At 43.8% G+C, this 25,148-nt stretch carries 22 protein-coding genes; 14 read left to right on the forward strand and 8 right to left on the reverse strand.

Going from position 1 to position 25,148, the window contains the following annotated elements; genetic code table 11:
- Positions 1–78 precede the first annotated feature (78 nt).
- The 5 genes from glgB (at position 79) to EO130_RS01555 (ending at position 7,671) form a co-directional block, all read left to right on the forward strand.
- Complete coding sequence (gene glgB, locus EO130_RS01535) at positions 79–1,974, forward strand: 1,4-alpha-glucan branching protein GlgB (protein ID WP_127139769.1); 1,896 nt, start codon at positions 79–81, stop codon at positions 1,972–1,974.
- A 96-nt stretch (positions 1,975–2,070) separates the two neighbouring features.
- A complete protein-coding gene (locus tag EO130_RS01540; RefSeq protein ID WP_127139770.1) occupies positions 2,071–4,470 on the forward strand; it encodes a glycoside hydrolase family 31 protein in 2,400 nt (799 codons plus the stop codon).
- Between the two features lie 37 nt (positions 4,471–4,507).
- The gene (locus EO130_RS01545; protein WP_127139771.1) at positions 4,508–5,317 is read left to right on the forward strand and encodes a M48 family metallopeptidase; all 810 of its coding nucleotides are present in this window, start codon (positions 4,508–4,510) and stop codon (positions 5,315–5,317) included.
- A gap of 109 nt (positions 5,318–5,426) precedes the next feature.
- Positions 5,427–6,749, forward strand: coding sequence for an MFS transporter (locus EO130_RS01550; protein WP_127139772.1), 1,323 nt, complete (start codon positions 5,427–5,429; stop codon positions 6,747–6,749).
- A 4-nt stretch (positions 6,750–6,753) separates the two neighbouring features.
- On the forward strand, positions 6,754–7,671 hold the full coding sequence (locus EO130_RS01555) for a polysaccharide deacetylase family protein (RefSeq protein ID WP_127139773.1): 918 nt from the start codon (positions 6,754–6,756) through the stop codon (positions 7,669–7,671).
- Positions 7,672–7,742: 71 nt separating this feature from the next.
- On the opposite strand, the gene EO130_RS01560 is transcribed toward EO130_RS01555, so the two are convergent.
- The 4 genes from EO130_RS01560 to EO130_RS01575 are packed head-to-tail and all read right to left on the reverse strand — an operon-like array spanning position 7,743 to position 10,699.
- Entirely contained in the window at positions 7,743–8,468 is a 726-nt protein-coding gene (locus EO130_RS01560; RefSeq protein ID WP_127139774.1) for a head GIN domain-containing protein, read from the reverse strand.
- Between the two features lie 32 nt (positions 8,469–8,500).
- A complete protein-coding gene (locus EO130_RS01565) occupies positions 8,501–9,598 on the reverse strand; it encodes a DUF4097 family beta strand repeat-containing protein (RefSeq protein WP_127139999.1) in 1,098 nt (365 codons plus the stop codon).
- Entirely contained in the window at positions 9,579–10,139 is a 561-nt protein-coding gene (locus EO130_RS01570) for a hypothetical protein (protein WP_127139775.1), read from the reverse strand. Before EO130_RS01570 ends, EO130_RS01565 begins: the two co-directional genes overlap by 20 nt.
- 2 nt (positions 10,140–10,141) lie before the next feature.
- Positions 10,142–10,699 carry an RNA polymerase sigma factor gene (locus tag EO130_RS01575; protein ID WP_127139776.1) on the reverse strand — a complete coding sequence of 186 codons (558 nt, stop codon included), beginning with the start codon at positions 10,697–10,699 and terminating at the stop codon, positions 10,142–10,144.
- A 218-nt stretch (positions 10,700–10,917) separates the two neighbouring features.
- Here EO130_RS01575 and lon point away from each other — a divergent pair, with 218 nt between their 5' ends.
- Both lon and cmk read left to right on the forward strand, forming a co-directional pair.
- On the forward strand, positions 10,918–13,368 hold the full coding sequence (gene lon, locus EO130_RS01580; RefSeq protein WP_127139777.1) for an endopeptidase La: 2,451 nt from the start codon (positions 10,918–10,920) through the stop codon (positions 13,366–13,368).
- 49 nt (positions 13,369–13,417) lie between these two features.
- Positions 13,418–14,116 (forward strand): (d)CMP kinase, encoded by a 699-nt coding sequence (gene cmk, locus EO130_RS01585; RefSeq protein WP_127139778.1) that lies wholly within the window; start codon positions 13,418–13,420, stop codon positions 14,114–14,116.
- 114 nt (positions 14,117–14,230) lie between these two features.
- Here cmk and EO130_RS01590 read toward each other — a convergent pair whose 3' ends face one another.
- From EO130_RS01590 to EO130_RS01600, 3 genes are all read right to left on the reverse strand, one after another.
- Positions 14,231–15,247, reverse strand: coding sequence for a TlpA family protein disulfide reductase (locus tag EO130_RS01590; protein WP_127139779.1), 1,017 nt, complete (start codon positions 15,245–15,247; stop codon positions 14,231–14,233).
- A gap of 264 nt (positions 15,248–15,511) precedes the next feature.
- Complete coding sequence (locus EO130_RS01595; RefSeq protein WP_127139780.1) at positions 15,512–16,627, reverse strand: serine hydrolase domain-containing protein; 1,116 nt, start codon at positions 16,625–16,627, stop codon at positions 15,512–15,514.
- Between the two features lie 99 nt (positions 16,628–16,726).
- Positions 16,727–18,433: an amidohydrolase gene (locus EO130_RS01600; protein ID WP_127139781.1), complete on the reverse strand. Its 1,707-nt coding sequence runs from the start codon at positions 18,431–18,433 to the stop codon at positions 16,727–16,729.
- A 201-nt stretch (positions 18,434–18,634) separates the two neighbouring features.
- On the opposite strand from EO130_RS01600, the gene EO130_RS01605 reads away from it, so the two are divergent.
- Entirely contained in the window at positions 18,635–19,063 is a 429-nt protein-coding gene (locus tag EO130_RS01605) for a hotdog fold thioesterase (protein WP_127139782.1), read from the forward strand.
- Between the two features lie 67 nt (positions 19,064–19,130).
- On the opposite strand, the gene EO130_RS01610 is transcribed toward EO130_RS01605, so the two are convergent.
- Positions 19,131–19,511 carry a LysM peptidoglycan-binding domain-containing protein gene (locus EO130_RS01610; RefSeq protein ID WP_127139783.1) on the reverse strand — a complete coding sequence of 127 codons (381 nt, stop codon included), beginning with the start codon at positions 19,509–19,511 and terminating at the stop codon, positions 19,131–19,133.
- 257 nt (positions 19,512–19,768) lie between these two features.
- On the opposite strand from EO130_RS01610, the gene rpsA reads away from it, so the two are divergent.
- From rpsA to pdxH, 6 genes are all read left to right on the forward strand, one after another.
- The gene (gene rpsA, locus EO130_RS01615) at positions 19,769–21,604 is read left to right on the forward strand and encodes a 30S ribosomal protein S1 (protein ID WP_127139784.1); all 1,836 of its coding nucleotides are present in this window, start codon (positions 19,769–19,771) and stop codon (positions 21,602–21,604) included.
- Positions 21,605–21,718: 114 nt separating this feature from the next.
- Positions 21,719–22,255 carry a bifunctional pyr operon transcriptional regulator/uracil phosphoribosyltransferase PyrR gene (pyrR, locus tag EO130_RS01620; protein ID WP_127139785.1) on the forward strand — a complete coding sequence of 179 codons (537 nt, stop codon included), beginning with the start codon at positions 21,719–21,721 and terminating at the stop codon, positions 22,253–22,255.
- A 6-nt stretch (positions 22,256–22,261) separates the two neighbouring features.
- A complete protein-coding gene (locus EO130_RS01625; RefSeq protein ID WP_127139786.1) occupies positions 22,262–23,188 on the forward strand; it encodes an aspartate carbamoyltransferase catalytic subunit in 927 nt (308 codons plus the stop codon).
- A 5-nt stretch (positions 23,189–23,193) separates the two neighbouring features.
- On the forward strand, positions 23,194–23,526 hold the full coding sequence (locus tag EO130_RS01630; protein ID WP_127139787.1) for a ribonuclease Z: 333 nt from the start codon (positions 23,194–23,196) through the stop codon (positions 23,524–23,526).
- Positions 23,523–24,434, forward strand: a complete 912-nt coding sequence (locus tag EO130_RS01635) for a ribonuclease Z (RefSeq protein ID WP_127139788.1) — start codon at positions 23,523–23,525, stop codon at positions 24,432–24,434. Before EO130_RS01630 ends, EO130_RS01635 begins: the two co-directional genes overlap by 4 nt.
- 66 nt (positions 24,435–24,500) lie before the next feature.
- Positions 24,501–25,148: a pyridoxamine 5'-phosphate oxidase gene (gene pdxH, locus EO130_RS01640; RefSeq protein ID WP_127139789.1), complete on the forward strand. Its 648-nt coding sequence runs from the start codon at positions 24,501–24,503 to the stop codon at positions 25,146–25,148.

Raw genomic sequence — 25,148 nt, forward strand, 5'->3', positions numbered from 1 at the left:
TCCACTATCAAACCTGTGGTCAAAATCGTATTCTTCCACAAAGATGCGTATTATTGTATAAGCACTAAATGCACTTTTATGTCAAAGGTAGTTCCACACAGTTTTTTTACGGAGTTTGATATCAATCTTTTTAGGTCGGGAAAGCATTTTCGGCTGTATGATAAGTTAGGGTCGCATCTCACCGAAGTCGATGGGGTAAAGGGAACCTATTTTGCTGTTTGGGCGCCCTCGGCCAAGTCGGTTAGCGTGATTGGTGATTTTAACTATTGGACTGCTGGAGAGCACCAATTGAATGTTCGCTGGGACAGCAGCGGAATCTGGGAGGGTTTTATTCCGGGAGTTGACAAAGGAATCAAGTACAAATACAAAATACAATCCCATAACAACGATATCTGGACCGAAAAGGCGGACCCATTTGCTCGTTTCTGTGAGCAACCTCCGCAAACGGCTTCCTTGGTCTGGGACGACCATTATAAATGGAAGGACCACGATTGGATGGAAACCCGCCAAGAAAAGAATGCGTTGGACAAACCTTTTTCCGTCTATGAGGTCCATTTGGGTTCATGGAAAAAAAAGAATGGATGGCAATGGCTCAGCTATTTGGAATTGGCAAAGGAATTGGCCGACTATGTGGAAGAAATGGGATTCACCCATGTGGAATTTATGCCCATCATGGAGTACCCGTACGACCCTTCTTGGGGATATCAGCTCACAGGTTATTTTGCCCCCACCTCCCGTTTTGGCAAGCCAGAAGACTTTAAGGTTTTGGTAGATGCCTTGCACCAGCGTGGCATTGGCGTAATTCTGGATTGGGTCCCTTCGCACTTCCCCGAAGATGCACATGGACTCGGTTTTTTTGATGGTTCCCACTTATACGAACATCCCGATAGGCGAAGAGGGTACCATCCCGATTGGAAGAGTCTCATCTTTAATTACGGGAGAAATGAGGTACGGGCATTTTTGATCAGTAATGCCATTTTTTGGCTCGATCAATACCATGTGGACGGATTGCGCGTGGATGCTGTGGCCTCCATGCTCTATTTGGATTATTCCCGTGAAGATGGAGAATGGGAGCCCAATATTTACGGAAACAACGAAAATTTGGAAGCCATATCCTTCTTGCAAGAAATGAACCAAGAGGTCTATGCCAGTTTTAAAGGAGTACAGACCATTGCAGAAGAATCCACCGCTTTTACGGGAGTTACCAAACCCGTCCATTACGGAGGGCTGGGTTTTGGCATGAAATGGATGATGGGCTGGATGCACGACACCTTGGAGTTCTTTAAAAAAGACCCGATACATCGCTCGTATGATTTGAACTCCATCAGTTTTAGCCTTACCTACGCCTTTACGGAAAATTTTATGCTGCCATTTTCACATGATGAGGTGGTATATGGCAAACAATCCTTACTGTACCGAATGCCAGGGGATGAATGGCAACGCTTTGCCAATTTGAGGTTGCTGTATGGTTATATGTTTACACATCCAGGGGGCAATTTATTGTTCATGGGAGGTGAATTTGGACAGTCCTCCGAATGGAATTTTCAAGAAAGTTTGGATTGGCATTTGACACAGTACGACTTTCATTCGGGAATTCAGGAGGTCATCAAAGACTTGAACAAACTATACAAAACCAGTCCGGCACTGTACGAAAAACAATTTAGCCCCGAAGGATTTCAGTGGATTGAATATAACGATCAGGAGAACTCGGTGATTTCATACATCCGTAAAGGAAGCGACCCAAAGGACGATTTGATCATTGTTTGTAATTTCACCCCGGTACCAAGAGAAAATTATAGGGTGGGGGTAGCTAAAAACAGTACGCTCAAATTGGTCTTCAACAGTGATGACAAAAAATACTCGGGAAGCGGAATGGGCAAAAAGACCATGAAACCTTCCAAAACCAAATGGAACGGACAGGAGCAGTCCGTTTTGATGAATCTTCCGCCTTTGGGCGTGGTCGTGTACCGATAAAAGGAAAGCTACAACGTTGTAGTTGATTGCTTTTCAAAACATATTTTTAATTATTCAGGCTTTTGTGTTTCTTTTGCTAGCCTCAACTGATTATAGATGATAACCAATACAGAAATAGCAAGAACGGGAAATCAGTTCCCCAATCATATAGTCGATTTTAAACAAGAAAACGACAAACTATACTTCACCACACAGAACGGGGTCATATTACAGGTCACCATACTTAGGGACAGCGTAGTCCGATTCAGGTATGCTACGGACCATGTGTTTGAACCCGATTTTTCCTATGCCATTAGTGAAGATGTCAACCTCGGGTACAATGAACTGACCGTCGAGGATGAGATTCCGGAGTATGTAATCACCACAGCAAAAATCAAAATCTACATCAACAAGACCAACCTTAAGGTGCAGATAGTGGATATGGATGCCGTAATTTTAACGGAGGACGAGCTAGGGTTCCATTGGGAGGAAAATTTCGATTATGGGGGCAATGTGGTGAAAATGAGCAAAATTTGCCATGCGGGCGAAAGTTACTATGGTATGGGAGATAAAGCCTCCCACACAAACTTAAAGGGAAAACGGGTAAATAATTGGGTGACGGACTCCTACGCATATGGAAAGGATCAGGAACCCTTGTACAAATCCATACCTTTTTATGTGGGGCTTAAGGAAAGTACCGCTTATGGTATATTTTTCGACAATTCCTTCAGTACCTATTTTGATTTTGCCAATGAAAAAAGGAACGTTACCAGTTTTTGGGCCGATGGTGGGGAAATGAACTATTATTTCTTCTATGGACCCAAAATGAAGGATGTGGTGGAGTCTTATACCGATTTGACCGGTGTTCCAGAGCTTCCACCCTTATGGGCCCTAGGGTTCCATCAATCCAAATGGAGCTATTTTCCAGAAGAAAAGGTCAAAAACATTGCCTCTACTTTTAGAGAGTTGAAGATTCCCTGTGATGCCATTTATTTGGATATCGATTATATGGAAGGTTTCCGTTGCTTTACATGGAACAATCAACATTTCCCCAACCCAAAAAAGATGATCAAGGAAATGGCCGAGGATGGCTTTAAGGTCATCACCATGATTGATCCCGGTATCAAAATAGACCGTGATTATTGGGTGTATCAACAGGCCATGGATCATGGTTTCTTTTGTAGAAGGGCTGATGGACCTCATTTTAAGGGCAAAGTATGGCCGGGAGAATGCAAGTTCCCCGATTTCACGCACCCCAAGGTGCGGGAGTGGTGGGCCGATCTTTATAAAGAAATGATAGCTGAGATGGGCGTAAGCGGTGTTTGGAACGATATGAACGAACCCGCTGTAATGGAAGTGCCCACAAAAACGGCCAATTTGGATGTTCGCCACGATTACGATGGCCATCCATGTAGCCATAGAAAGGCCCATAACGTTTATGGCATGCAAATGGTTCGGGCCACGTACGAAGGCGTTAAAAAATTTATGTTCCCACGACGCCCTTTTGTGCTCACCAGGGCGGCCTATGCTGGTACACAGCGCTATTGTGCCACTTGGACGGGCGATAATGTGGCCACTTGGGAACACCTGTGGATAGCCAATGTACAAATGCAGCGCATGTGCATGAGCGGTTATTCCTTTGTGGGTTCCGATATTGGAGGATTTGCAGAACAGCCCAATGGCGAACTTTTTGCCCGTTGGATGCAGTTGGCCGTATTCCATCCCTTTTGCCGTGTGCATTCCAGTGGCGATCACGGAGATCAAGAACCATGGTCATTTGGAGAAGAGATTACCGATATTGTTCGGGAATTTATAGAGTTGAGGTACCAATTGCTGCCCTATCTCTACACCATGTTCTACAATTATATCAAGCAAGGATTTCCAATGTTGCAATCCTTGGTGTTTTATGATCAGGAAGATCAACAAACACATTTCCGTACGGACGAATTCATTTTTGGAAAACAGATTTTGGTCTGTCCGGTGCAGGAACCCAACGCAATGGGTCGTAGAATGTACTTCCCAAAAGGAAATTGGTACAACTATTGGACCGATGAACTCAACGAAGGTGGAATGGAACGTTGGGTTTCGGCCGAAATACATCGTATTCCACTCTTTATAAAAGAAGGGGCCATGATTCCTAAGTATCCCGTACAGCAGTATGTGGGAGAAAAGGAAATTGAAAAACTTATGATCGATGTGTATTTTAAGGAAGGAACCGAGAACTCGCAGGTGTACGAAGATCAGCAAGAAGGATATGACTATAAAAAGGGACGTTTTAGTTTAAGACGCTTTAAATTGACGGGCAAGAAAACTGAGTTGATCATTCAACAGTTCAAGGACGGAAATTACATCACCCCGTATGAGACCTTTAAAATGACCTTCCATGGTCTGCCTTTCAAAATTGATTCGGTGGAAGTGGACAACGAAGAGGTTAATTTGGATGACATCAAATTGAATGGCAACAACTCCATTGAAGTGAGCAAGGATTTCACCGAGCTTCACATTTTCGGAGCATAAATTTTGTAAATTCAAAGAACAAAAACACATAGACCATATGAGAAAAATTGTTTTGACAGCTTTGGTTTTCTTGATGCTATCGGCTTGCAAAACCAATCCGTTTACAGGAAAGAGCACTCTTAATTTTTACTCCAATAGTCAAATGTTCCCCATGGCTTTTGCCCAGTACGACCAATTTTTGGAGAGCAACAAGGTAGTTACGGGAACTTCCGAGGCACAGATGATACAAAGGGTAGGGCAACGCATTGCTTCTGCCGCTGAACGCTGGCTGGATGCCAACGGCTACCCAGGATACCTTAAGGATTACAAATGGGAATATAACCTTGTTCAAGATGAAACCGTCAATGCGTGGTGTATGCCCGGCGGAAAGATTGTTTTTTACACAGGGATATTGCCGATTACCCAAAACGAAACGGGGGTAGCGGTCGTTATGGGCCATGAGGTGGCACATGCCTTGGCCGACCATGGTGCGCAACGTATGAGTGCTGGAACCCTTCAGCAAATCGGTGCCGTAGCTGGAAATGTGGCCATCCAAGATCCAGAAAAGAGAAACATGTTCAATCAAGCGTATGGTATTGGTTCACAGGTAGGGGTCATGCTGCCCTTTAGCAGAAGCCATGAAACCGAAGCTGACAGGATAGGACTTCAAATTATGGCGATTGCCGGGTACGATCCCAGCGAAGCCGCCGAACTTTGGAAACGAATGAAGGCGAAATCGGGAGGACAGGCACCACCAGAGTTTTTGAGCACCCACCCGTCCAACGATACCAGAATCAGTAATTTGACCGCATGGGCCCCAGCAGCAAAACAGGAAGCTCGGAAATTTGGGGTTACCTCCTTCAAATAAATTGATATAACTAATTAGAGATGTCACTTCGAAACAGGCGAAAAATCCAAAAGACACCAAAAAGGGTTTTTCCAAATGGGGCGAGGTGATATTTTTTTTATGATATAGCATGGCACAGACATTGGCATTAAAAGGAAGTAAAAAACTGTTGAACGCGTGGGCGTTTTACGATTGGGCCAATTCGGTGTACAGTTTGGTGATTTCGTCCGCCATTTTTCCACTTTTTTATGGACTGTTGTTCCGAACAGCAGGCATTGAGCAAGTAACCATCTTTGGAGGTGAGATTGCTAGGGCCCCTCTCATCAGTTATGTGACTTCTTTGGCCTTTGTTTTTATAGCAATCGTAACCCCGCTTGTTTCCGGAGTGGCCGATTATTTGGGTAACAAAAAGATGTTTCTCAAGTTTTTTTGCTATTTGGGAGCTGCCTCCTGTATAGGGTTATACTGGTTCTCGTTGGAAAATATCCTTTTTGGACTGGCCTGTTATTTTTTTGGACTTGTTGGGTTTTGGGTGAGTTTTGCTATCAACAACTCTTACTTGCCGGACATCGCCTATCCGGAGCAACAGGACAGCATCAGTGCCAAAGGATTCTCCTTGGGCTATGTGGGCAGTGTAATCCTACTCGTGTTTAATCTCTTCATGGTGATGGAACCCGATTTTTTTGGTATTACCGATAGTGGTGGCGAGATTGCTGAAATCAAGGCGATGAAGTACTCTTTTATTTCTGTAGGTATCTGGTGGATACTTTTCAGTCAATACACTTTTAAACATTTACCCAAAGGGTATAAACGGGAAGGGGAGCGACACCATATCATTTTGAACGGTTTCAAGGAATTGAAGCTCGTATGGCATCAACTGGGGGAGAATAGGAGGCTAAAACGGTATTTAGGTGCATTTTTCACCTACAGTATGGCGGTACAGACCATTATGCTGATTGCCACCTACTTTGGGGAAGAAGAAATTGTATGGGGTTCGGATAATGAACGCACCATGGGATTGATTATAAGTATTTTGTTGATACAGATCGTCGCTATTTTGGGAGCAACACTAACGGCAAGGGCATCCAAGGCGTATGGAAATATCAAAACCTTAATTTGTATCAATGTGATATGGGCTTTGCTGTGCGTTTACGCCTATTTTTTACAGACACCAACGGATTTTTATATAGCCGCAGGTTTGGTCGGTGTGGTCATGGGAGGCATACAGGCTCTTTCGCGCTCCACCTACTCCAAATTTTTGCCGGATACGACCGACACTACTTCCTTTTTCAGTTTTTACGATGTGGCCGAAAAAATAGGGATTATCATCGGTACGCTTATGTACGGTATCGTGGCACAACTTACGGGGAGCATGCGCAATAGCACCATCTTTTTGGGGGTGTTCTTCTTAATCGGTATCTTTTTGCTCACTAGGGTCAACAAAAAAAGTTAAACAAATGAAACAAATTTTTATGCTGACCATGTCACTATGGTTTATGGGAACACAACTTCAGGCACAACAAACGGTTCAAGAGCGTTTGGGCTATCCTGCCGATGCCAAGTTGTTAATCGTGCATGCGGATGATCTTGGGGTTATTCATTCTGCGAACCAAGCCACGTTCAAGGCATTCAAGGAAGGTGCTGTAAACAGCGCCAGCATCATGGTACCTACCCCTTGGTTATCCGAAGTTGCCGAATATGCCAAAGCCAATCCAGATCACGACATGGGTATCCATCTAACGTTAACCAGTGAATGGAACTATTTACGATGGGGACCGGTGGCTTCCAAATCAGAGGTGTCCAGCTTGCTGGATGAAAATGGCTATTTATATCCAGATTGTGCACAACTTTGGGAAAATGCCAAGATCGAGGAAGTGGAAATAGAATTAAGGGCCCAAATAGATAAGGCCATTGCCATGGGTATCCATCCTACCCATTTGGATAGCCACATGGGTTGCTTGTTTTCCACAGACCCGCGATACTACGAACTATATGCCAATCTGGCCAAAGAATACGGTATTCCAGCCATGATCAATCATCAAATTGAAGAACTGGGCGGCTCAAATGGTACCAAACAACCAGTGATCATCAATCAAATATTTGGAGCAGGACCTGCTGATTTTGATACCGATATGGCCGCTTACTACGCGAACACTCTCCGTGAATTGGAACCAGGGGTCCACGTGATGATCATACACTGCGGATTTGACAATTTGGAAAGTCAGGGCATGTCCGTGGACCACCCGTATTGGGGGGCCAAATGGCGCCAACAGGATTACGATTTTTTCACCAGTGAAGCCTGTGACCAAATTTTGGAGGAGGAAAACATCCATTTGGTGACTTGGAAAGAAATTGGAGCTTTGTTAAAAAAATAAAGTTCGATTTAAATAAAAAAAAGCCCCGACATTCATCGGGGCTTTTTTGGTAAAATTTTTGTGGATCAGGGCTATACTTTCGTAATATCTCCCGATCCAGAGGCTTTGGAGTGTACTTTTTTGGGATTGCCCTTATACTGAATGTCCCCAGAACCGGATACCCTTGCATCCAAGGATTGGTTTGCGGTCACTTTGATATCGGCCGAGCCCGAAACGGTCGCCTCAACAAATTCAGCTTCCAAATCGAATGCCTTGATATCCCCTGAACCGGAAACCGATACTGAAAAGTCCGTTACTTTTCCAGATAAGTTGATATCACCAGAACCGGAAAGTGTGGCTTCTAGCTCATTGGCTTCAACGGTCAAGGTCACATCGCCAGATCCTGACATGCTGGCATCGAACTGGTCCGCTTGGATGGTCGTTTTCCCTACAATGTCCCCAGAACCCGATAGGCTTACAAAGTCAATGGAAGATATGGGAACCGTAATTCGGATACCCCTATTCCAACTGGAAGGTCTAAGGTTCATGCCATTTTCGGCTTTAATGACCAGTTTTCCGTTCTTGACCTCAGTTTTAATGTGCTCCAAAAGGTTGGATTCGCCTTCCAAGGTCAGTTCGCCTTCGGTTCCAGAAACCAGTTCCACATCAAACCAACCTGCCAGAGCGACCCCATCGTACTCCCCAACAGAGCGCTCCAGGGTTACGTAATCCCCGTTTCCTTTGACCCGTTTGCCCCATTGGGCGTTGGTACAGGCTATCATTCCTAAGGCGAGCACAAATGTGATAAGTTTTTTCATGATCTTGTGATTAAATTGTTTTTTGATTGCTATTAATTCTGATAAAATGAGATACCCCCGTAGTCGCTGGTAATGTTGACCCTGTTTCCAGAATTGGCCTTACCATAGAACCCACGATAATATTTTTCGGTCGATTTTTCCTTACTGATGTTGATTTCAAAATCTTCCTTGCCGCTTACACCGGCATATTCGGTACTGATTTCAAAATCAAAATGGTAACTTGGATCATAACCAATCTTGATGCCCGTATAATCTGAACCAATTTCAATATTTCCGGCGTCAGGTGCCATTCGGTCAATTTTAATGGACCCATAGTCGCTGGTAATGGCCACATTGCCGTGTACATTGCCCAGTTTTACACCAATGTAGTTACCGTTGCCTTCCACATTGGTCACATTTCTTACGTCGATGGAACCATAATCACTGGCATATTGTAGGTTGTCCATTTCTTCTACCACCACATTGGTGTAGTCCGCTTTAATGTTGAGGTTGCCTGCCTTTTCGATGGTAAATCCGGAATAATCTGCAATAATCTCCGCACTGTTGATGTAATCGAAGGTTGATCTTGAGGTATAATCGAACCGAAGCTCGTTATTGCGCCCCCGTAGTTCACCGATTTCCAGCTTCCCGTAATCACAGCTGATCTTGGCATGTCCGTCGATACGGTCCAAAATAATGCTTCCATAATCGTTGCTGAGGTTAACGCTGTTCTTCACGGGGAGTTTTATGGTATAGTTGACCTGTACGCTAACTTTTTTGCGTCCTCCCCAGCTCCACCCCCAGCTATTTTTGCGATCTCCGAAACGGGTGGTGGCAGAGACCATATCAGGACTGTTTTCAAACTCCACGTCGATTTCATCCAATCGTTCCTGCACACGGTCTTCGTCGTTGCCGTTGGTTTTGATGTGCACCTCAATGGCCACACGGTTCTCGTTCCAAGAGGTAAGGGTTACGTTGCCGTAGCTGTTCTTCACCTTAAAAAGAGCTTCAGGATTTACGTTGTATTCTTTTTTAATGGTCTTTTCCTTGGTGTACCTGCCGTTAAGCTTATCGTTGTCCACGTGGGCCATAGCCACAAAGGGAATCAAAGCCAAGGCGAAAAAGAGGGATTTAAATGGTAAAACTTTCATCATGTTGTGATTTTAGATTCTTAATATTTTCTATTTGGCTCAAAACTTCTTTCAATAGGTCGATACGTGTTTGGAAATTGGTGATCATTGCGCTCAGGATGATTTTGCTATCGCCACCGTCTACCAGATCTTGTTCCAGGGTTCGGTAGTCCTTGTCCAATTTGGCCAATTGTGCCAAAGTGTCGTCTACCAATTGGGCTGTTTCCGGGGTTTTTTCTTCCTTGAGCTCTTCCACTTGCGCTTCTATCAAACTGGCAAAGTAGAACTCGGTCTGGGAAACTTCCGGTGCAATTTTGGTGACCTGTTGTTTAAGGCTCGGCCCCGACCCAAAGGCACCATATCCCAAAACGGCCACTATGACCACGGATGCGGCAATGGACAAGGGTTTCCACCATGAGCTTTTTTTCTTGCCCAAGGCAATGGTGCCTTGTTGCTGGTTCAATTTTTCCAAAAACCGCCCTTGGTGCCCGTTTTCCGGCTCTTCCACATCGAACGCTCCTTGGAGGCGCTCGAACAGATGATCTAAACTATCCTTTTTCATAACTAAACATTTACGGTCAATTTTTTTCTAAGGCTATCTTTGGCCCTTGAAATGGTGGTCCTACAATTAGCATAGCTAATGTTCATTATTTCACTGATTTCTTCGTAATCGTATCCTTCTATTAAATGTAAGGTCAAAGAAACTCTGTAATTGTCTTTCAAACTTTTCATGGTTTCCATCACTTTTTGAGCCTTCAGTTCTGTATAACCATTGTGGTCCGAAGCAACTACATCATTATCTTCGACCTTGTACATTACATCATCCAAATCCGCAGTCCGCTTTTTCTGCTGCTTTTTGTAATGATAGATACTGTTATTGATCACAATCCGCTTTAACCATGCCCCAAAGGCGACGTCTCCTTTAAAGGTGTGCAATTTGGTAAATGCGCTCAGGAACGATTCCTGCATCACATCCTCTGCCTCTGCCGTATGCTTTACAATCCTCAAAGCGGTATTGTACATCGCTTTGTAATAGCGGTTGTAAACCTCTAGCTGTGCACTTTGTTTGCCCTGCTTGCACAATTCGAGCAGCGTGTCAATATGTTCATTTTGTCGGCTCAAAAAATGATTGGTTTGTCTTATAGATTATGGAATTTACCAATTGTTACACTTTTTTCTTAAAATTTGATTTTTAAATGGCACAGGAATTGCCAAACAATGGTGGATAGTTAGCTTGTAAATTACTATTAATGTTGATTTTTAGGGGTTTATGCGGCTATTGATGTTGAACAAAAATGCGGGTCGTTCGTCGATTATGACAAAATGACCGAAAAGATGATATGGGAGAGATGAAAATTACCAAATTTGACAATATAGACCTTCAGGGATTGGACGAGGATGCAGAATTGATTCCTTTGTTGACCCCTGAGGACGAAGAGCAAATGAACAAGGAGAGTTTACCGGAGACATTGCCGGTACTTCCCCTTAGAAATACTGTTTTGTTCCCCGGGGTGGTAATCCCCATCACAGCGGGAAGGGATAAATCCATCAACCTGATCAAGGATGCCAATAATGGTTCCAAGGTCATCGGGGTGGTTTCCCAAAAGGACGAAAGCGTTGAGAATCCAGGCCCAGAGGATATCAATACGGTGGGTACCGTGGCACGTATTCTTCGGGTACTACAAATGCCCGATGGGAACACCACGGTCATCATTCAAGGAAAAAAACGATTCAAGATAGATGCACTACTGACCCAAAAACCGTACATAACGGCAAAGGTGAGTGAGGCGGCAGAGGAGCGCCCTGATGACCAAAGCGGCGAATTCGAGGCCATTATCGATTCCATCAAGGAATTGGCCTTCAAGATTATCAAGGACAATCCCAATATCCCGAGCGAGGCCACTTTTGCGATCAAAAACATACAGAGCAATCCGTTTCTGATCAATTTCGTTTCGTCCAACCTCAATCTATCGGTTTCAGAGAAGCAACAGCTCTTGGAAATACCGAATTTACAGGAGCGTGCCCTGGCCACTTTGAAGTACATGAACATGGAACTTCAAAAATTGGAGTTGCGCAACGATATCCAAAGCAAGGTTCGTAGCGATATGGACCAGCAACAGCGGGAATACTTCCTCCACCAACAGATGAAGACCATCCAAGAAGAGTTGGGAGGGCTTTCGTACGAAGAAGAGGTGGACGAAATGACCGAAAAGGCCAAGACGAAGAAGTGGAGCAAAAAGGTGGAGGAGCATTTTGAGAAAGAATTGGCCAAAATGCGCCGGATGAATCCCCAGGTGGCTGAGTATTCCATCCAACGGAATTATTTGGACCTGTTGCTCGACCTGCCATGGAACGAATACTCCAAGGATAAGTTCGATTTAAAAAAGGCTCAGCAGATTTTGGACCGCGACCACTATGGTCTGGAAGATGTAAAACGCCGCATCATTGAATATTTGGCCGTGTTAAAATTGCGTAACGACATGAAGTCGCCCATTCTTTGCCTATACGGCCCTCCGGGAGTGGGTAAAACCTCTTTGGGGAAATCGGTGGCAGAGGCTTTGGGACGTGAGTATGTGCGCATGTCCTTGGGCGGTCTCCGCGATGAAGCAGAAATCCGTGGCCACCGAAAAACATATATCGGTGCCATGCCAGGACGTATCATCCAAAGTTTAAAGAAAGCAGGAACTTCCAACCCCGTATTCATTTTGGATGAGATCGATAAATTGGCCAGCAGTCACCAAGGAGATCCTTCTTCGGCCATGCTGGAGGTATTAGACCCTGAGCAGAACAGTGATTTCCACGATAACTTCTTGGAAATGGGCTACGATTTGTCCAAGGTGATGTTCATTGCCACGGCGAACAATCTATCCACCATTCAACCTGCACTTCGTGACCGTATGGAAATTATCAACGTAACGGGTTACACGATAGAGGAGAAGGTGGAAATTGCCAAACGCCATTTGTTGCCCAAGCAGCTGGAAGAACACGGACTTTCCAAAAAAGACCTGAAAATTGGCAAACGCCAGTTGGAAAAAATCGTTGAGGGCTATACACGCGAATCCGGGGTGCGTAGTCTAGAGAAACAAATTGCCAAGGTGGTGCGCTACGCTGCCAAATCCATTGCCATGGAGGAGGAATACAATGTAACGGTCACCAACGAGGATATTGAAAAGATTTTAGGCCCTGCCCGATTGGAGCGCGACAAGTACGAGAACAACGATGTGGCCGGTGTGGTCACAGGTTTGGCTTGGACCAGTGTTGGGGGTGATATTCTGTTCATCGAGTCCATACTTTCCAAAGGAAAGGGCAGTATGAACATTACCGGTAACCTGGGCAAAGTGATGAAGGAATCGGCTACGATTGCGATGGAATACATCAAATCGAATGCAGAAACCTATGGTATTGACCCGACGGTTTTCGATAAATATAATGTGCATATCCACGTACCCGAAGGAGCTACGCCAAAAGATGGCCCCAGCGCGGGGATTACGATGCTGACTTCTTTGGTTTCACTCTTTACCCAGCGAAAAGTGAAGAAGAGCTTGGCAATGACAGGCGAGATTACACTTCGAGGCAAGGTGTTGCCGGTTGGGGGTATCAAAGAAAAAATCTTGGCCGCCAAAAGGGCGCGCATTAAGGAAATCATTCTTTGTGCGGACAACAAAAAGGACATTGAGGAAATCAAGGACGAATATCTAAAAGGGCTTACGTTCCATTACGTGACCGACATGAGCGAGGTAATCGATATTGCCGTCACCAAACAGAAAGTAAAGAACGCCAAGGAGCTATAATTCGTAAAAGTCTTAAGGGCAGAAGCGCTTTTCTGCCTATTTTTGGCGTATGGGAAAAATTACGATTGCCATTGACGGATATTCCTCTACGGGAAAAAGTACCATCGCCAAACGCCTGGCGGCTAGCCTGAACTATATTTATGTGGATACCGGTGCCATGTACCGCGCCGTAACGCTCTTTGCTTTGCAAGAGGGCATTATAAATGAAAGCGGGCAGTTGGATGAAGCCGCTTTGGTTGACAAGCTGTCTGAGATTCACCTTAAATTTGTGCCCAACCAAGAGACGGGACGCTCCGAAATGTTCTTGAACAACAAGAATGTGGAGCACGAGATTCGCACCCTGCACGTTTCCGGGTTTGTGAGCAAGGTGGCCGCCATTAAGGAAGTGCGCGAAAAATTGGTGAAGATGCAGCAGGCTATGGGCAAGGATAAGGGTATTGTGATGGATGGCCGTGATATCGGTACCGTAGTGTTTCCCGAAGCCGAACTGAAACTGTTTATGACCGCTTCTCCTGAGACCCGAGCTGCACGCCGGTATAAGGAACTGTTGGAAAAGGGCGAACAGGTCACCTATGATGAGGTGCTGAGAAATGTGGAAGAGCGCGACCGCATCGATTCCACCCGCACCGTTTCCCCATTGACCAAGGCCAAGGATGCCATCGAGTTTGACAATAGCGATATGGGTTTGGAAGAACAGTTTGAACGTATCCACGACTATGCCCAACGGGTGATGGCGAAGGTGGGGTGAGGATTACAAAGTTCTTGAGGTTTCACTCATAGGTATGTGTATGATTAGTTTTGGAAAACGATTCAAATGATTTTCTACTTTGGATAAATTATACCGAATGTTGTCAACCAGTGTTTATTCCAATGCTTTTTCAAAATCGCGAAACGAATTATATCTTGCTTTGATTTCTCCATTACTTTTTAAAAGCAAATAAGTTGGGAAAGACCATATTGCCATATCTTTTGTAACTCTTTTAAGAGAATCGATTTCTCTATAATTTTTCCAGTTGTAATTTTGCTTTTTCAAATATTCTTTCCAGACCGAGTGGTTTCGATCAGTAGAAATTCCAATGAGCTCTACTTTTTTTTCTTTAAGCAAACCCAATTTTTTGGAAATCAACTTATGGTCTCTGATACACGGTGGGCAATTAACAAACCAAAAATCAAGAAGATACATTTTTGATTTTTCTATATTAATTGATGATAGTTGATTATCAATATTCGCAAACTTATAATCTCCAGTATTTAAAAAATTTACCTTTAGTATGTTTTCTATTTTTCCGTGAATGCTTATCAAGTGATTTTTTAAAGTATCGCTTTGCGTCGAAAGTATATCAAATAGTTTTCCAATTTTGGCTTTGTTATTCTGATTTCTATGTATGAATGTATTTGCCACAGCAAACGAAAATGGACTTTGGATATTTTGACTAATATTTTCCAAAAGAAATTTATCAATTGCAGTACTATCAGATTTATTTTGAATTAATTCACCATAGTTTTTTGAAAAATTTATGGACCTATAATACAAGTCTGAATTTATAACAGAATCAATTTCAATTTTGTCAGTTAGTTTTGCATTTACAATTACATTGTTTCCATTTAACCAAATTTGATTTGCCTTTCTTCCATTTTCTGTGTAAAAAGCGATATTATACAAATCATTTAATTTTTCTTCAAAGTTCACTTTAATTGTATCCTTAAGTGGTAAAAAAAAACTTTCGGTTTGTCCAATATTGGAAATCCAAACACTATCAATTTTAGTGTCGGTTTGTAATACTAGATTAATATCGGATAAATCACTTTTTTTGGGTTTTATCTCAGACGTACATCCGAAAACAAAAGAGCAAATTAGTAGGGCAATTGTTTGTTTCATACTAGTACGTTGATTCGTTTATAATTTTTTACAGCGTTAAAGATATGATTCGTTTTAACACTTTGGCTACGCAGAGTACGCAGTGAATTATATCGACCGATACCGAAACCAGTTCGGTAAAGGGTAGTGAAGTTAGTCTTTTTGTGGTAAAACCCCGAAAGCAAAAAACCCCAAAGGACACCTTTTCAAAGGTTCACTATTAGCTATTATTTCCAACGGATGATTGCGAAGAGAAAGGTTTAAGTGTTAAGGTATTTCACTTCCTTAAAATGTCCTCATAAGCCCAAAACAGAGTTGGTCAATGTGTATCATGGGGTCGCCAAGTGCTGAAACGTTGGACAAGACAATAATGGCATTTTTACTTTCCGTATTCATTACCAAACAGGATGTGTACCCTCCAGTTCCACCATTGTGCCATATCCAATTTTCGCCGGATGGTCCTTTGCGTATGTGCCATCCCAAACCTACACTGGAATCTTCGTTTATAGCATGTGTTGCCGCTCTGGTAAGTGCCAAAGTTTCATCATTTTCCTGAAATTGTGCCATTACAAATTTGGAAAGATCTTCTGCGGTAGAAATTATATCCCCCGCACCGGTTAACGATGCCAAATTCCAATTTTGCACGGGTTGCCCTTCAGGACTTTTGCCTTGGACTAAAAACATAGATACATTTTCGCTCCCTATGGTGCTGTTGGGCATATTATATTTTGAAAATATTTTTTCCTGGAACAACTGGTTCAAGGGTTTTTCTCCAATCTTTGATAAGGTATGGCCCAATAATCCAGCTCCTAAATTTGAATACTCGTATGCGCCATTCTCATCAAAAGATAAATCCATTTCATTAGCCAAATAGTATTTTAACTTTTCTGCATCGTAAGAGGAAAATGGGTCTTGGTTACCGATATCAAAGTCAAGGTTGGAGGGCATACGTGGAAGGCCCGAAGTATGGTTCGCCAAGGTTTTAAAAGTAATCACTTGGCCATTGTTGAACTCAAAATCGTAGTGGGGGTTGATGGAATCTTCCAGTTTTACTTTGTTTTGCAAAACAAAATCTGCAAGAAGGGTCGCGTTGAAAACTTTCGTGATAGATCCGATTTCAAATGCATTTTGTCGATTTCTAATCGTAAAAATAGTATCGTTCCTTTTTTCAACACCATAATATATTGCAGTGCCATTTTTAATAAAGGCAAAGGCGAGTTGGGTGTTGTCCGGAAATACCTTTGTATGATCAAAGATCAGTTCCGATTGGGCATTTGTGATGCCAACCTCTTTAGCAATTTGGTGATTTATGGTTGCTTTGTTTTGTGGATTGCCGCAACCCAAGAATAATAGGAATATTGGAAAAAGGCTTAAAATGGTATTATTCATGGTCAACTTCATGGAATAAAACAGATTTGATGTGAAACTTCCACCAATGGATAGCTATTACACAATGTCGTTGACCATGTATCACCCTTACGGTAAAAAGTAAAATTTAATCTATCTTCTGTACACCGAAACGCCATTTTTAATGGTTTCCATCACTTTGATGTCTTTAATGTCGCTTTCGGGCACCTTTAACGGATTTTTGTCCAAGATCACCAAGTCCGCTGTCTTGCCTACTTCCAACGTCCCTTTGGTTGCTTCTTCAAAATGTTGGTAGGCGGACCATTCCGTGATTCCTTTTAACGCTTCGTAGGGGGTCATTTTTTCGTTCTCTCCGATCAATTGCCCGGAACGCGACTTGCGTTCTACCGATATGCCCACCATGCGCATGAGGTTGGGCAGGGCCACAGGTGCATCGGTATGTATGGTGATGTTTAGGCCTTTGTTCAGCGCAGTGCGCGTAGGGCTTATTTTGTTGCCCAAACTATCCCCAATGATTTGTTTGTGCCAATCGCCCCAATAAAAGGTGTGCAACGGGAAAAGAGATGCAATCACATCCAATTTTTTGAGGGAGTCCAACTGGTCCTCACGCACGTATTGCCCGTGAATGAGTACGCTTCTCCGATCTTCATTGCCATGGGTTTGGGCGGCAGTTTTCATGGTGCGGATCATTTGGTCGATGGCGGCATCGCCGTTGGCGTGGGTCAAAATTTGCCAATTGTTTTTGAAGGCTTTGTCGTAAATGGCCGTGACCACACTGTCCTGTGGAATGGCAGGATACCCGCTGTAATCCGCGCTGGCGCCATCCGGCGGAATCAAATAGGGGGTGGTGCGCCACGCAGTTCTTCCTTGGGGCGAGCCATCTAGGGTAACTTTCATCCCCCCAATACGGTAATGGTTATTGTAGTTAGTGCTTTTCCATTCGGATTCGAGATACTTGTCCACAAAAAGATAATCGATATAGCTGACCACGTCCAATTTTAATTTTTGGGCCTCCGCCAATTGGACAAATTGCTCTACATTGCCCATATCCCGTCCTTCTTGCGCGGTGGTGTAGCCGTAGGAGAGGGCCATTTCTTGTCCTGCTTCAAAAAATAGGTTGGCCGCTTCGGCCGATGCGGGGGTAAATGCTTTGGCGTAATACGGAATGGCAGCCAGTTCTTCCAATACCCCATTGGGTTCGTTGTTGTCTTCTCTACGGATAATGCCGCCTTCGGGGTCGGGTGTGTTGGCGTCGATGCCCAATAATTCAAGTCCTTTGGTGTTGACCACCGCAAAGTGGCCAGATATGTGTACGATCATAATGGGGTGCTCGGTGGATACTTCATCGAGGTCGTACTTGGTCGGGAATCGGTTTTCCTCCAAAACGGAGTCGTCAAAGCCCATTCCGAAAATCCATCCAGTAAGTGCCCTATTCTCTGGCGTGTTCCATTCCTTTAAAATGGAGATAAGGGTAGGGATATCTTTTGCTCCAGCATCGGGTGGTGGTAGGATTTGCGCTCCAATGGCCTGAGCGGAGAAGGAGGAAAAGTGGGCGTGGCCATCGATTAAGCCCGGCAGCATGGTACGGCCTTCCAAACTTACCATTTGATGGCCTTTGCCCGCTTGGTTCATGGCTTCGTCAGCGGCTCCGGCATAGATAATTTGACCATCCCGAACCACAAGGGCCTCCACATATTCGGGACTGTCACCGGCCATGGTGAGGATGTCTCCCCCATGGTAAACTATGGCAGGGGTTGTATCAATGTGCTTGTTGTCCGATTTACATGCCATGACAAGCATAATCACGGAACATATGGTAAAGGTTTTCAAATGATGCATAGGTTGGATTTTTAAAAAATTAAGGTTTGTGGATTGGTAATCGTAGTTTGTTGATAATCAACTAAATTTAGTAATTTTCGGTTTATGGGCGATAAAAAAATGTGCCTTAATCACTATTATTTTTTGATTTGATAAATGATAGCTGTAGCCATTAAATCAGCAGGGTATCCTGTCCTTGGCGAAATATTGTAGTTTTGGACTATGGATGAAAAAACAAGGCAACAACTGATTCGTTTGGCTGAAGATGAAATTCCGATACACCGCTATTTGGGATTAAAAGTAGTGACCATCGAAAAGGAATTTATACGGGTACGGATTCCGTTTCGTGAAGATTTTGTTGGAGATATCCGCACAAAACGTTGGCATGGCGGCATCATGGCCACGGTGATGGATTCTGTGGGCGGTGCCATAGGAATAGCCAATTTTGAGTCGCAGGAGGATAAGCTTTCCACCATTGATCTACGTGTGGACTATTTGCGATTTGCAGAGGGTAAAGACCTCATTTTTGAAGGTAAACTGGTACGGATGGGCAACCGTATTATGGTGACCAAGATGAAAGCGTTTCAAGATGGGGTTTTGGTAGCGGAAGGAAGAGGCGTTTATAATTTTATTCGGGCGTTGCAAGAGTAGCAAACGATTTCAATTGCCATCAAAAGAAAACAGTCCGAGACCAACGGCCCCGAACTGTGCATCAATTTTACAAATTGGGAATCACCAAAACTTGGTCAGGGTGAATCACATCTGGATTTTTTAGAATATTGGTGTTGGCCTCAAAAATTTTGGTGTACTTCATCGGGTCACCGTAGTAATGCTTGGCAATCTTGCTCAGGGATTCCCCGCTCTTCACCGTATGCCTATGGTAAACGGATTCATCCTCCACAGTGATATTGGCTTTGATATCCGAGGGATTTTCCCCACCAATCTCCTTGATTTTGTCCCATAATAGGTTCTTTTCATATTGGGTCTTGGTCATGCCCTTGATTTTAAGGACATCGCCGTCCACGGTAACATCACCATTTTGTACGTTCAATTTTTCACCTAGGTCCAGTACAGGCTGATACTTTGCTTTTACGCTCATAAGGGTACTTTTTTATAGTTAATAATTAGAAATCTCAAGATAATCAATCTCTCTTTATTTTATCGTTAAATCACGGGATTACTTTTTTTGCGCAAAGCTTGTTTTTAGGCTTTGTATATCAATAATTTAATTGTATTTTTGCACCCCTTTTAGCAAGTAGGCAAGGGCGAAAGGGACTAAAGAAAATCAATTTAAAACCGCTTCCACGGTAATTGTTCAGCTCTTGTAAAACGTGGAATACAAATTTTAATCAGCACATGGCTGAAGACAAACAAAACGTTGAGGTAGAAGAAACTGCCTTGGCAACAGAAGTAAAAGAAGCAAAACAACCCGAACAAGATCCTCAGGAATTTCTTGAAAACTTTGATTGGGACAAGTACGAAGAAGGAATTGAGCGCGTGGACGACACCAAGCTCAAGGAATTTGAAAACCTTGTTGAGGAAAACTTTGTGGACACTGCCGATGAAGAAGTAGTGGAAGGAACAGTGGTTCACATGACCGACCGTGAGGCGATCATTGACATCAATGCCAAATCCGAAGGTGTAATTTCCTTGAATGAGTTCCGATACAATCCCGATCTTAAAGTTGGTGACAAAGTTGAGGTACTTATAGATATCCGTGAAGACAAAACCGGTCAGTTGGTATTGTCCCACAGAAAAGCAAGGACCATCAAAGCTTGGGAGCGTGTGAACAACGCACACGATAAGGAAGAGATTGTTACCGGTTTCGTTAAATGCCGTACCAAAGGAGGTATGATCGTTGACGTATTCGGTATCGAGGCCTTCTTACCAGGTTCCCAAATCGATGTGAAGCCTATCCGTGATTACGATCAGTATGTAGGCAAGACCATGGAGTTCAAGGTAGTAAAGATCAACCACGAGTTCAAGAACGTAGTGGTATCTCACAAAGCCTTGATCGAAGCGGACATCGAAGAGCAGAAAAAAGAGATCATCGGCCAATTGGAAAAAGGACAAGTATTGGAAGGTGTGGTCAAGAACATTACATCTTACGGGGTATTTATCGACCTTGGCGGTGTGGATGGATTGGTGCACATTACCGACCTTTCTTGGAGCCGTATCAACCACCCGAACGAGGTGGTGGAGCTAGACCAAAAATTGAACGTGGTTATCTTGGACTTCGACGACAACAAGTCCAGAATCCAGTTAGGTCTTAAGCAATTGGAGAAACACCCATGGGATGCCCTTGGTGATGAGATCAAAGTAGGAGACAAGGTGAAAGGTAAAGTAGTCGTAATCGCTGATTACGGCGCGTTTATCGAAGTAGCCGAAGGAGTGGAAGGTTTGATCCACGTTTCGGAAATGTCTTGGAGTACTCACCTAAGATCAGCCCAAGATTTCGTGAACGTAGGTGATGAAGTTGAGGCCGTAGTATTGACCTTGGATAGAGAAGATCGTAAAATGTCGCTAGGTATCAAGCAATTGACTCCTGACCCATGGACCGATATCACTTCCAAATACCCAGTGGGATCAAGACACAAGGGAATCGTTAGAAACTTTACCAACTTTGGAGTATTCGTAGAGTTGGAAGAAGGAATCGACGGTTTGATCTATATCTCCGACCTTTCTTGGACCAAGAAAATCAAGCATCCATCCGAGTTTGTTGCCGTAGGTGATACCTTGGAGGTTGAAGTATTGGAATTGGACGTGGAAGGCCGCAAGTTGAGCCTTGGACACAAGCAGACTACAGAGAACCCTTGGGACAAGTACTCCGAGGAGTTTGCAGAAGGTACCATCCACAAAGCTGCCATCGCAGAGGTGGTGGACAAAGGAGCTACCATCAACTTTAACGAGGATATCGTAGGGTTTGTGCCACAGCGCCACATGGAAAAAGAAGACGGTAAAAAACTCCAAAAAGGAGAAGAGGCCGAATTCAAGATTATCGAGTTCAACAAAGATTTCAAGCGAGTTGTGGCCAGCCACACTGCTATCTTTAGAGAGCAAGAGGACAAGAATGTGAAAGCTGCCAAGAAAAGAGCCGCATCATCCGATGAAGCTGCTCCGACCCTTGGAGATGCCAACTCACAGTTGCAAGCCTTGAAGGACAAAATGGAAGCTGATTCCAAGAAAAAGTAATCAGGCCTTTCAATGATACAAAGCCCCGCTGGAAACAGTGGGGCTTTTTTATGTTCCAAACATTTTAAAGAATTGCTTACTTTTGTATTCAACCGAGTTGGTCGCACAAAGCCTATGAGTCAAAAAGTTCTGCTTACTTCAAAGGAAATCAACATCATACTGCACCGGTTGGCCTGCCAGCTCATGGAAAACCATTTGGATTTTAGCGATACCGCATTGATTGGAATACAGCCCAGGGGTGTTTTTTTGGCAGAGCGATTGGTCAAGATTCTCAAAAAGGAATACAAGATCAAACATATTGATTTAGGGTTTTTGGACATCACATTTTTTAGGGACGATTTTGGACGAGGGGAAATCCTCAAGGCCAACTCCACACAGATGAATTTTTTGGTGGAGGACAAAAAAGTGGTGTTTATCGATGATGTGCTCTACACTGGTAGAAGCATCCGGGCGGCCCTTACAGCCATCCAGTCCTTTGGCAGACCAAGCAATATTGAACTTTTGACACTGATCGATAGACGTTTTAGCAGACACTTGCCCATTCAGCCCACTTATCGTGGCCGACAAGTGGATGCCATTAACGAAGAAAAAGTCAAAGTGATGTGGGAAGAAAACGACGGTGAGGATAAAGTATATTTAGTAAGCAAATAAAAGGGAATGAGCGAATTAAGCGTAAACCACTTGTTGGGAATCAAATATCTGAACAAAAAGGATATATCGCTCATTTTTGAAACGGCCGACCACTTTAAGGAGGTCATCAACCGTTCCATTAAAAAAGTGCCCACCCTTCGCGATATTACCATTGCCAATATCTTTTTTGAAAACAGTACCCGTACCAAGCTCTCCTTTGAGCTCGCCGAAAAACGACTTTCAGCCGACGTGGTCAATTTCTCGGCAGGGCAATCTTCCGTTAAAAAGGGGGAAACCTTAATCGATACCGTCAACAATATCCTATCGATGAAAGTGGATATGGTGGTAATGCGACACCCCAATCCCGGAGCTGGTATATTTTTGTCGAAGCACGTAAAAGCATCCATTGTAAATGCAGGTGACGGTGCCCATGAGCATCCGACCCAGGCGTTGCTTGATTCTTTCTCCATTCGGGAAAAGTTGGGCGACGTAGGTGGAAAAAATGTGGTCATTGTCGGAGATATTCTGCATTCACGGGTGGCCCTTTCCAATATTTTTGCACTAAAGCTGCAAGGAGCCAACGTAAAAGTCTGTGGACCAAAAACACTGATTCCCAAACATATTGAATCTTTGGGGGTAGGTGTGGAGACCAATTTGAGAAAGGCCTTGGAATGGTGCGATGTGGCCAATATGCTTCGGGTACAGAACGAACGAATGGACATCAGCTACTTTCCGTCCACACGGGAATACACCCAACAGTTCGGGGTCAATAAAGAATTGTTGAACAGTTTGGACAAAGAGATTGTCATCATGCACCCCGGCCCCATTAACCGAGGCGTAGAGATTACCAGTGATGTCGCCGATTCCGACCAGTCCATTATCCTCCACCAAGTGGAAAATGGCGTAGCCATTCGAATGGCCGTACTATATCTTTTGGCATCAAAAATAAAGTAAGCGATATGATCATCGACAAAGAAGGAACCACCACCATCGTCTTTCAAGAGAAGACCACGCTTTCCGGATTTATGGAAAACCTGCAGAACGCCTACCCAAAACTGAAGCACGACAATATCGTAGTCAACCTCTTTTCGTTCAAGAAATTGACAGTGAACGATGTGTTGGAATTTTTGGACCTCTCCAATTCTCACAAGGCAGGCGGGCAATCCTTTGTTTTGGTCACCGATGCGTTGAATTACGACGAGATTCCAGAGGAGTTGAGCGTGGTGCCAACCCTTCAAGAGGCCAAGGACATCATCGAAATGGAAGAAATTGAACGTGACCTTGGCATATGAAGCTTACCGTACTCGGTTGTTATGCCGCCACACCACGAACCTTTACCAATCCTACCTCCCAGGTGCTCGAAATCAAGAACCATCTATTTTTGATTGATTGTGGCGAAGGGACCCAAGTACAGCTCCGAAAATATAAGGTCAAGTTTTCCAGAATCAACCATATTTTTATCTCACACCTCCATGGAGACCATTTTTTCGGTCTACCGGGATTGATTTCCACCTTCCGATTATTGGGAAGGGATAAAGAGCTTCATATTTATGGCCCAAAAGGCATTAAACAAGCCATTACCCTATTTTTGAAATTGGGGGATTCTTGGACCAATTACCCTTTGATTTTCCACGAATTGGAGTCCAAAGAACCCGAACTCATTTTTGAAGATGAAAAAGTGACCGTACGCACTGTCCCTTTGATTCACAGGGTATATACGAACGGATTTTTGTTTCAGGAAAAGGAATCACCCAGAACTTTAGATGTTGAGGCCGCCCGAAAGTTCGGTGTAGACCGAAGTCAGTTCAACAACATAAAAAATGGAGCGGACGGTGTTGATAAATCAGGTCAAAAGGTTCCGAACAAAAAGTTGACTCTGGACCCGCCAGAACCCAAAAGCTATGCTTTTTGCAGCGACACGATGTACAACGAAACCATTTTGCCCACTATCCAAAATGTTACTGTTTTGTACCACGAGTCAACCTTCCTGGAATCGGAAGTACATCTATGTGAAAAAACAAAACATTCCACAGCCATGCAGGCTGCCCAAATAGCTCAAAAAGCCAATGCCAAACTTTTGATTTTGGGCCATTATTCCACACGCTACAAATCCATTCGGTTTTTTAAAGAGGAGGCAGAAGCCATTTTTGCACCAGTTGATTTGGCCGATGACGGTAAGGTGTTTGACTTTGGGGATTAAAAATTTTACGAAAGTTTTACAAACTTCCCGTTTTGAGGAGACCCTATTTTTAACGATCTTCACCTTATGCAAAAAGATCTTAGCGATTACCGAAAATCTTACGAAAAAAGCGAGCTGACCGAAGCCTCCATTAAACACAATCCCATGGAGCAGTTCCAAAAATGGTTCCATGAGGTGGAAGCTACCGATGGTGTGGACGAACCCAATGCCATGACGGTTTCCACTATTGGATTGGACGGCTTCCCCAAAAGCAGGGTAGTATTGATGAAAAGGTTCACTTTTGAGGGTTTTATTTTTTATACCAACTATCTAAGTGAGAAGGGAAGGGCTATAGCGGCCAACCCATCCGTATGTCTTTCCTTTTTTTGGCCCAATTTGGAGCGCCAGGTAATCATAAAAGGGAAAGCTGAAAAGATTGCAGAAAACCTTTCCGACGGCTATTTTGAGTCCCGGCCCAAAGGAAGTCAATTGGGTGCCGTGGTTTCGGACCAGAGTGAAGTGGTGCCTTCCCGTGAACATTTGGAAGGTAAACTAAAGGAGCTCGAAAAAGAATATGAGGGAAAGGAAGTACCACGACCCGAATACTGGGGAGGTTTTTTGGTGCGGCCCATATCCATCGAGTTTTGGCAAGGCCGTCCCAACCGATTGCACGATAGGATACGATATACGCTGCAAGAAGATTTTGATTGGAAAATAGAACGATTGGCCCCATAA

Source organism: Flagellimonas marinaquae (genome assembly GCF_003992675.1).
Taxonomy (GTDB): domain Bacteria; phylum Bacteroidota; class Bacteroidia; order Flavobacteriales; family Flavobacteriaceae; genus Flagellimonas; species Flagellimonas marinaquae.

What these genes read in the sequence shown, in the direction of transcription:
- glgB (WP_127139769.1), top strand. Translation starts at nt 79, where the DNA reads ATGTCAAAGGTAGTTCCACACAGTTTTTTTACGGAGTTTGATATCAAT.
- EO130_RS01540 (WP_127139770.1), top strand. Translation starts at nt 2,071, where the DNA reads ATGATAACCAATACAGAAATAGCAAGAACGGGAAATCAGTTCCCCAAT.
- EO130_RS01545 (WP_127139771.1), top strand. Translation starts at nt 4,508, where the DNA reads ATGAGAAAAATTGTTTTGACAGCTTTGGTTTTCTTGATGCTATCGGCT.
- EO130_RS01550 (WP_127139772.1), top strand. Translation starts at nt 5,427, where the DNA reads ATGGCACAGACATTGGCATTAAAAGGAAGTAAAAAACTGTTGAACGCG.
- EO130_RS01555 (WP_127139773.1), top strand. Translation starts at nt 6,754, where the DNA reads ATGAAACAAATTTTTATGCTGACCATGTCACTATGGTTTATGGGAACA.
- EO130_RS01560 (WP_127139774.1), bottom strand. Translation starts at nt 8,468, where the DNA reads ATGAAAAAACTTATCACATTTGTGCTCGCCTTAGGAATGATAGCCTGT.
- EO130_RS01565 (WP_127139999.1), bottom strand. Translation starts at nt 9,598, where the DNA reads ATGAAAGTTTTACCATTTAAATCCCTCTTTTTCGCCTTGGCTTTGATT.
- EO130_RS01570 (WP_127139775.1), bottom strand. Translation starts at nt 10,139, where the DNA reads ATGAAAAAGGATAGTTTAGATCATCTGTTCGAGCGCCTCCAAGGAGCG.
- lon (WP_127139777.1), top strand. Translation starts at nt 10,918, where the DNA reads ATGGGAGAGATGAAAATTACCAAATTTGACAATATAGACCTTCAGGGA.
- cmk (WP_127139778.1), top strand. Translation starts at nt 13,418, where the DNA reads ATGGGAAAAATTACGATTGCCATTGACGGATATTCCTCTACGGGAAAA.
- EO130_RS01590 (WP_127139779.1), bottom strand. Translation starts at nt 15,247, where the DNA reads ATGAAACAAACAATTGCCCTACTAATTTGCTCTTTTGTTTTCGGATGT.
- EO130_RS01595 (WP_127139780.1), bottom strand. Translation starts at nt 16,627, where the DNA reads ATGAAGTTGACCATGAATAATACCATTTTAAGCCTTTTTCCAATATTC.
- EO130_RS01600 (WP_127139781.1), bottom strand. Translation starts at nt 18,433, where the DNA reads ATGCATCATTTGAAAACCTTTACCATATGTTCCGTGATTATGCTTGTC.
- EO130_RS01605 (WP_127139782.1), top strand. Translation starts at nt 18,635, where the DNA reads ATGGATGAAAAAACAAGGCAACAACTGATTCGTTTGGCTGAAGATGAA.
- EO130_RS01610 (WP_127139783.1), bottom strand. Translation starts at nt 19,511, where the DNA reads ATGAGCGTAAAAGCAAAGTATCAGCCTGTACTGGACCTAGGTGAAAAA.
- rpsA (WP_127139784.1), top strand. Translation starts at nt 19,769, where the DNA reads ATGGCTGAAGACAAACAAAACGTTGAGGTAGAAGAAACTGCCTTGGCA.
- pyrR (WP_127139785.1), top strand. Translation starts at nt 21,719, where the DNA reads ATGAGTCAAAAAGTTCTGCTTACTTCAAAGGAAATCAACATCATACTG.
- EO130_RS01625 (WP_127139786.1), top strand. Translation starts at nt 22,262, where the DNA reads ATGAGCGAATTAAGCGTAAACCACTTGTTGGGAATCAAATATCTGAAC.
- EO130_RS01630 (WP_127139787.1), top strand. Translation starts at nt 23,194, where the DNA reads ATGATCATCGACAAAGAAGGAACCACCACCATCGTCTTTCAAGAGAAG.
- EO130_RS01635 (WP_127139788.1), top strand. Translation starts at nt 23,523, where the DNA reads ATGAAGCTTACCGTACTCGGTTGTTATGCCGCCACACCACGAACCTTT.
- pdxH (WP_127139789.1), top strand. Translation starts at nt 24,501, where the DNA reads ATGCAAAAAGATCTTAGCGATTACCGAAAATCTTACGAAAAAAGCGAG.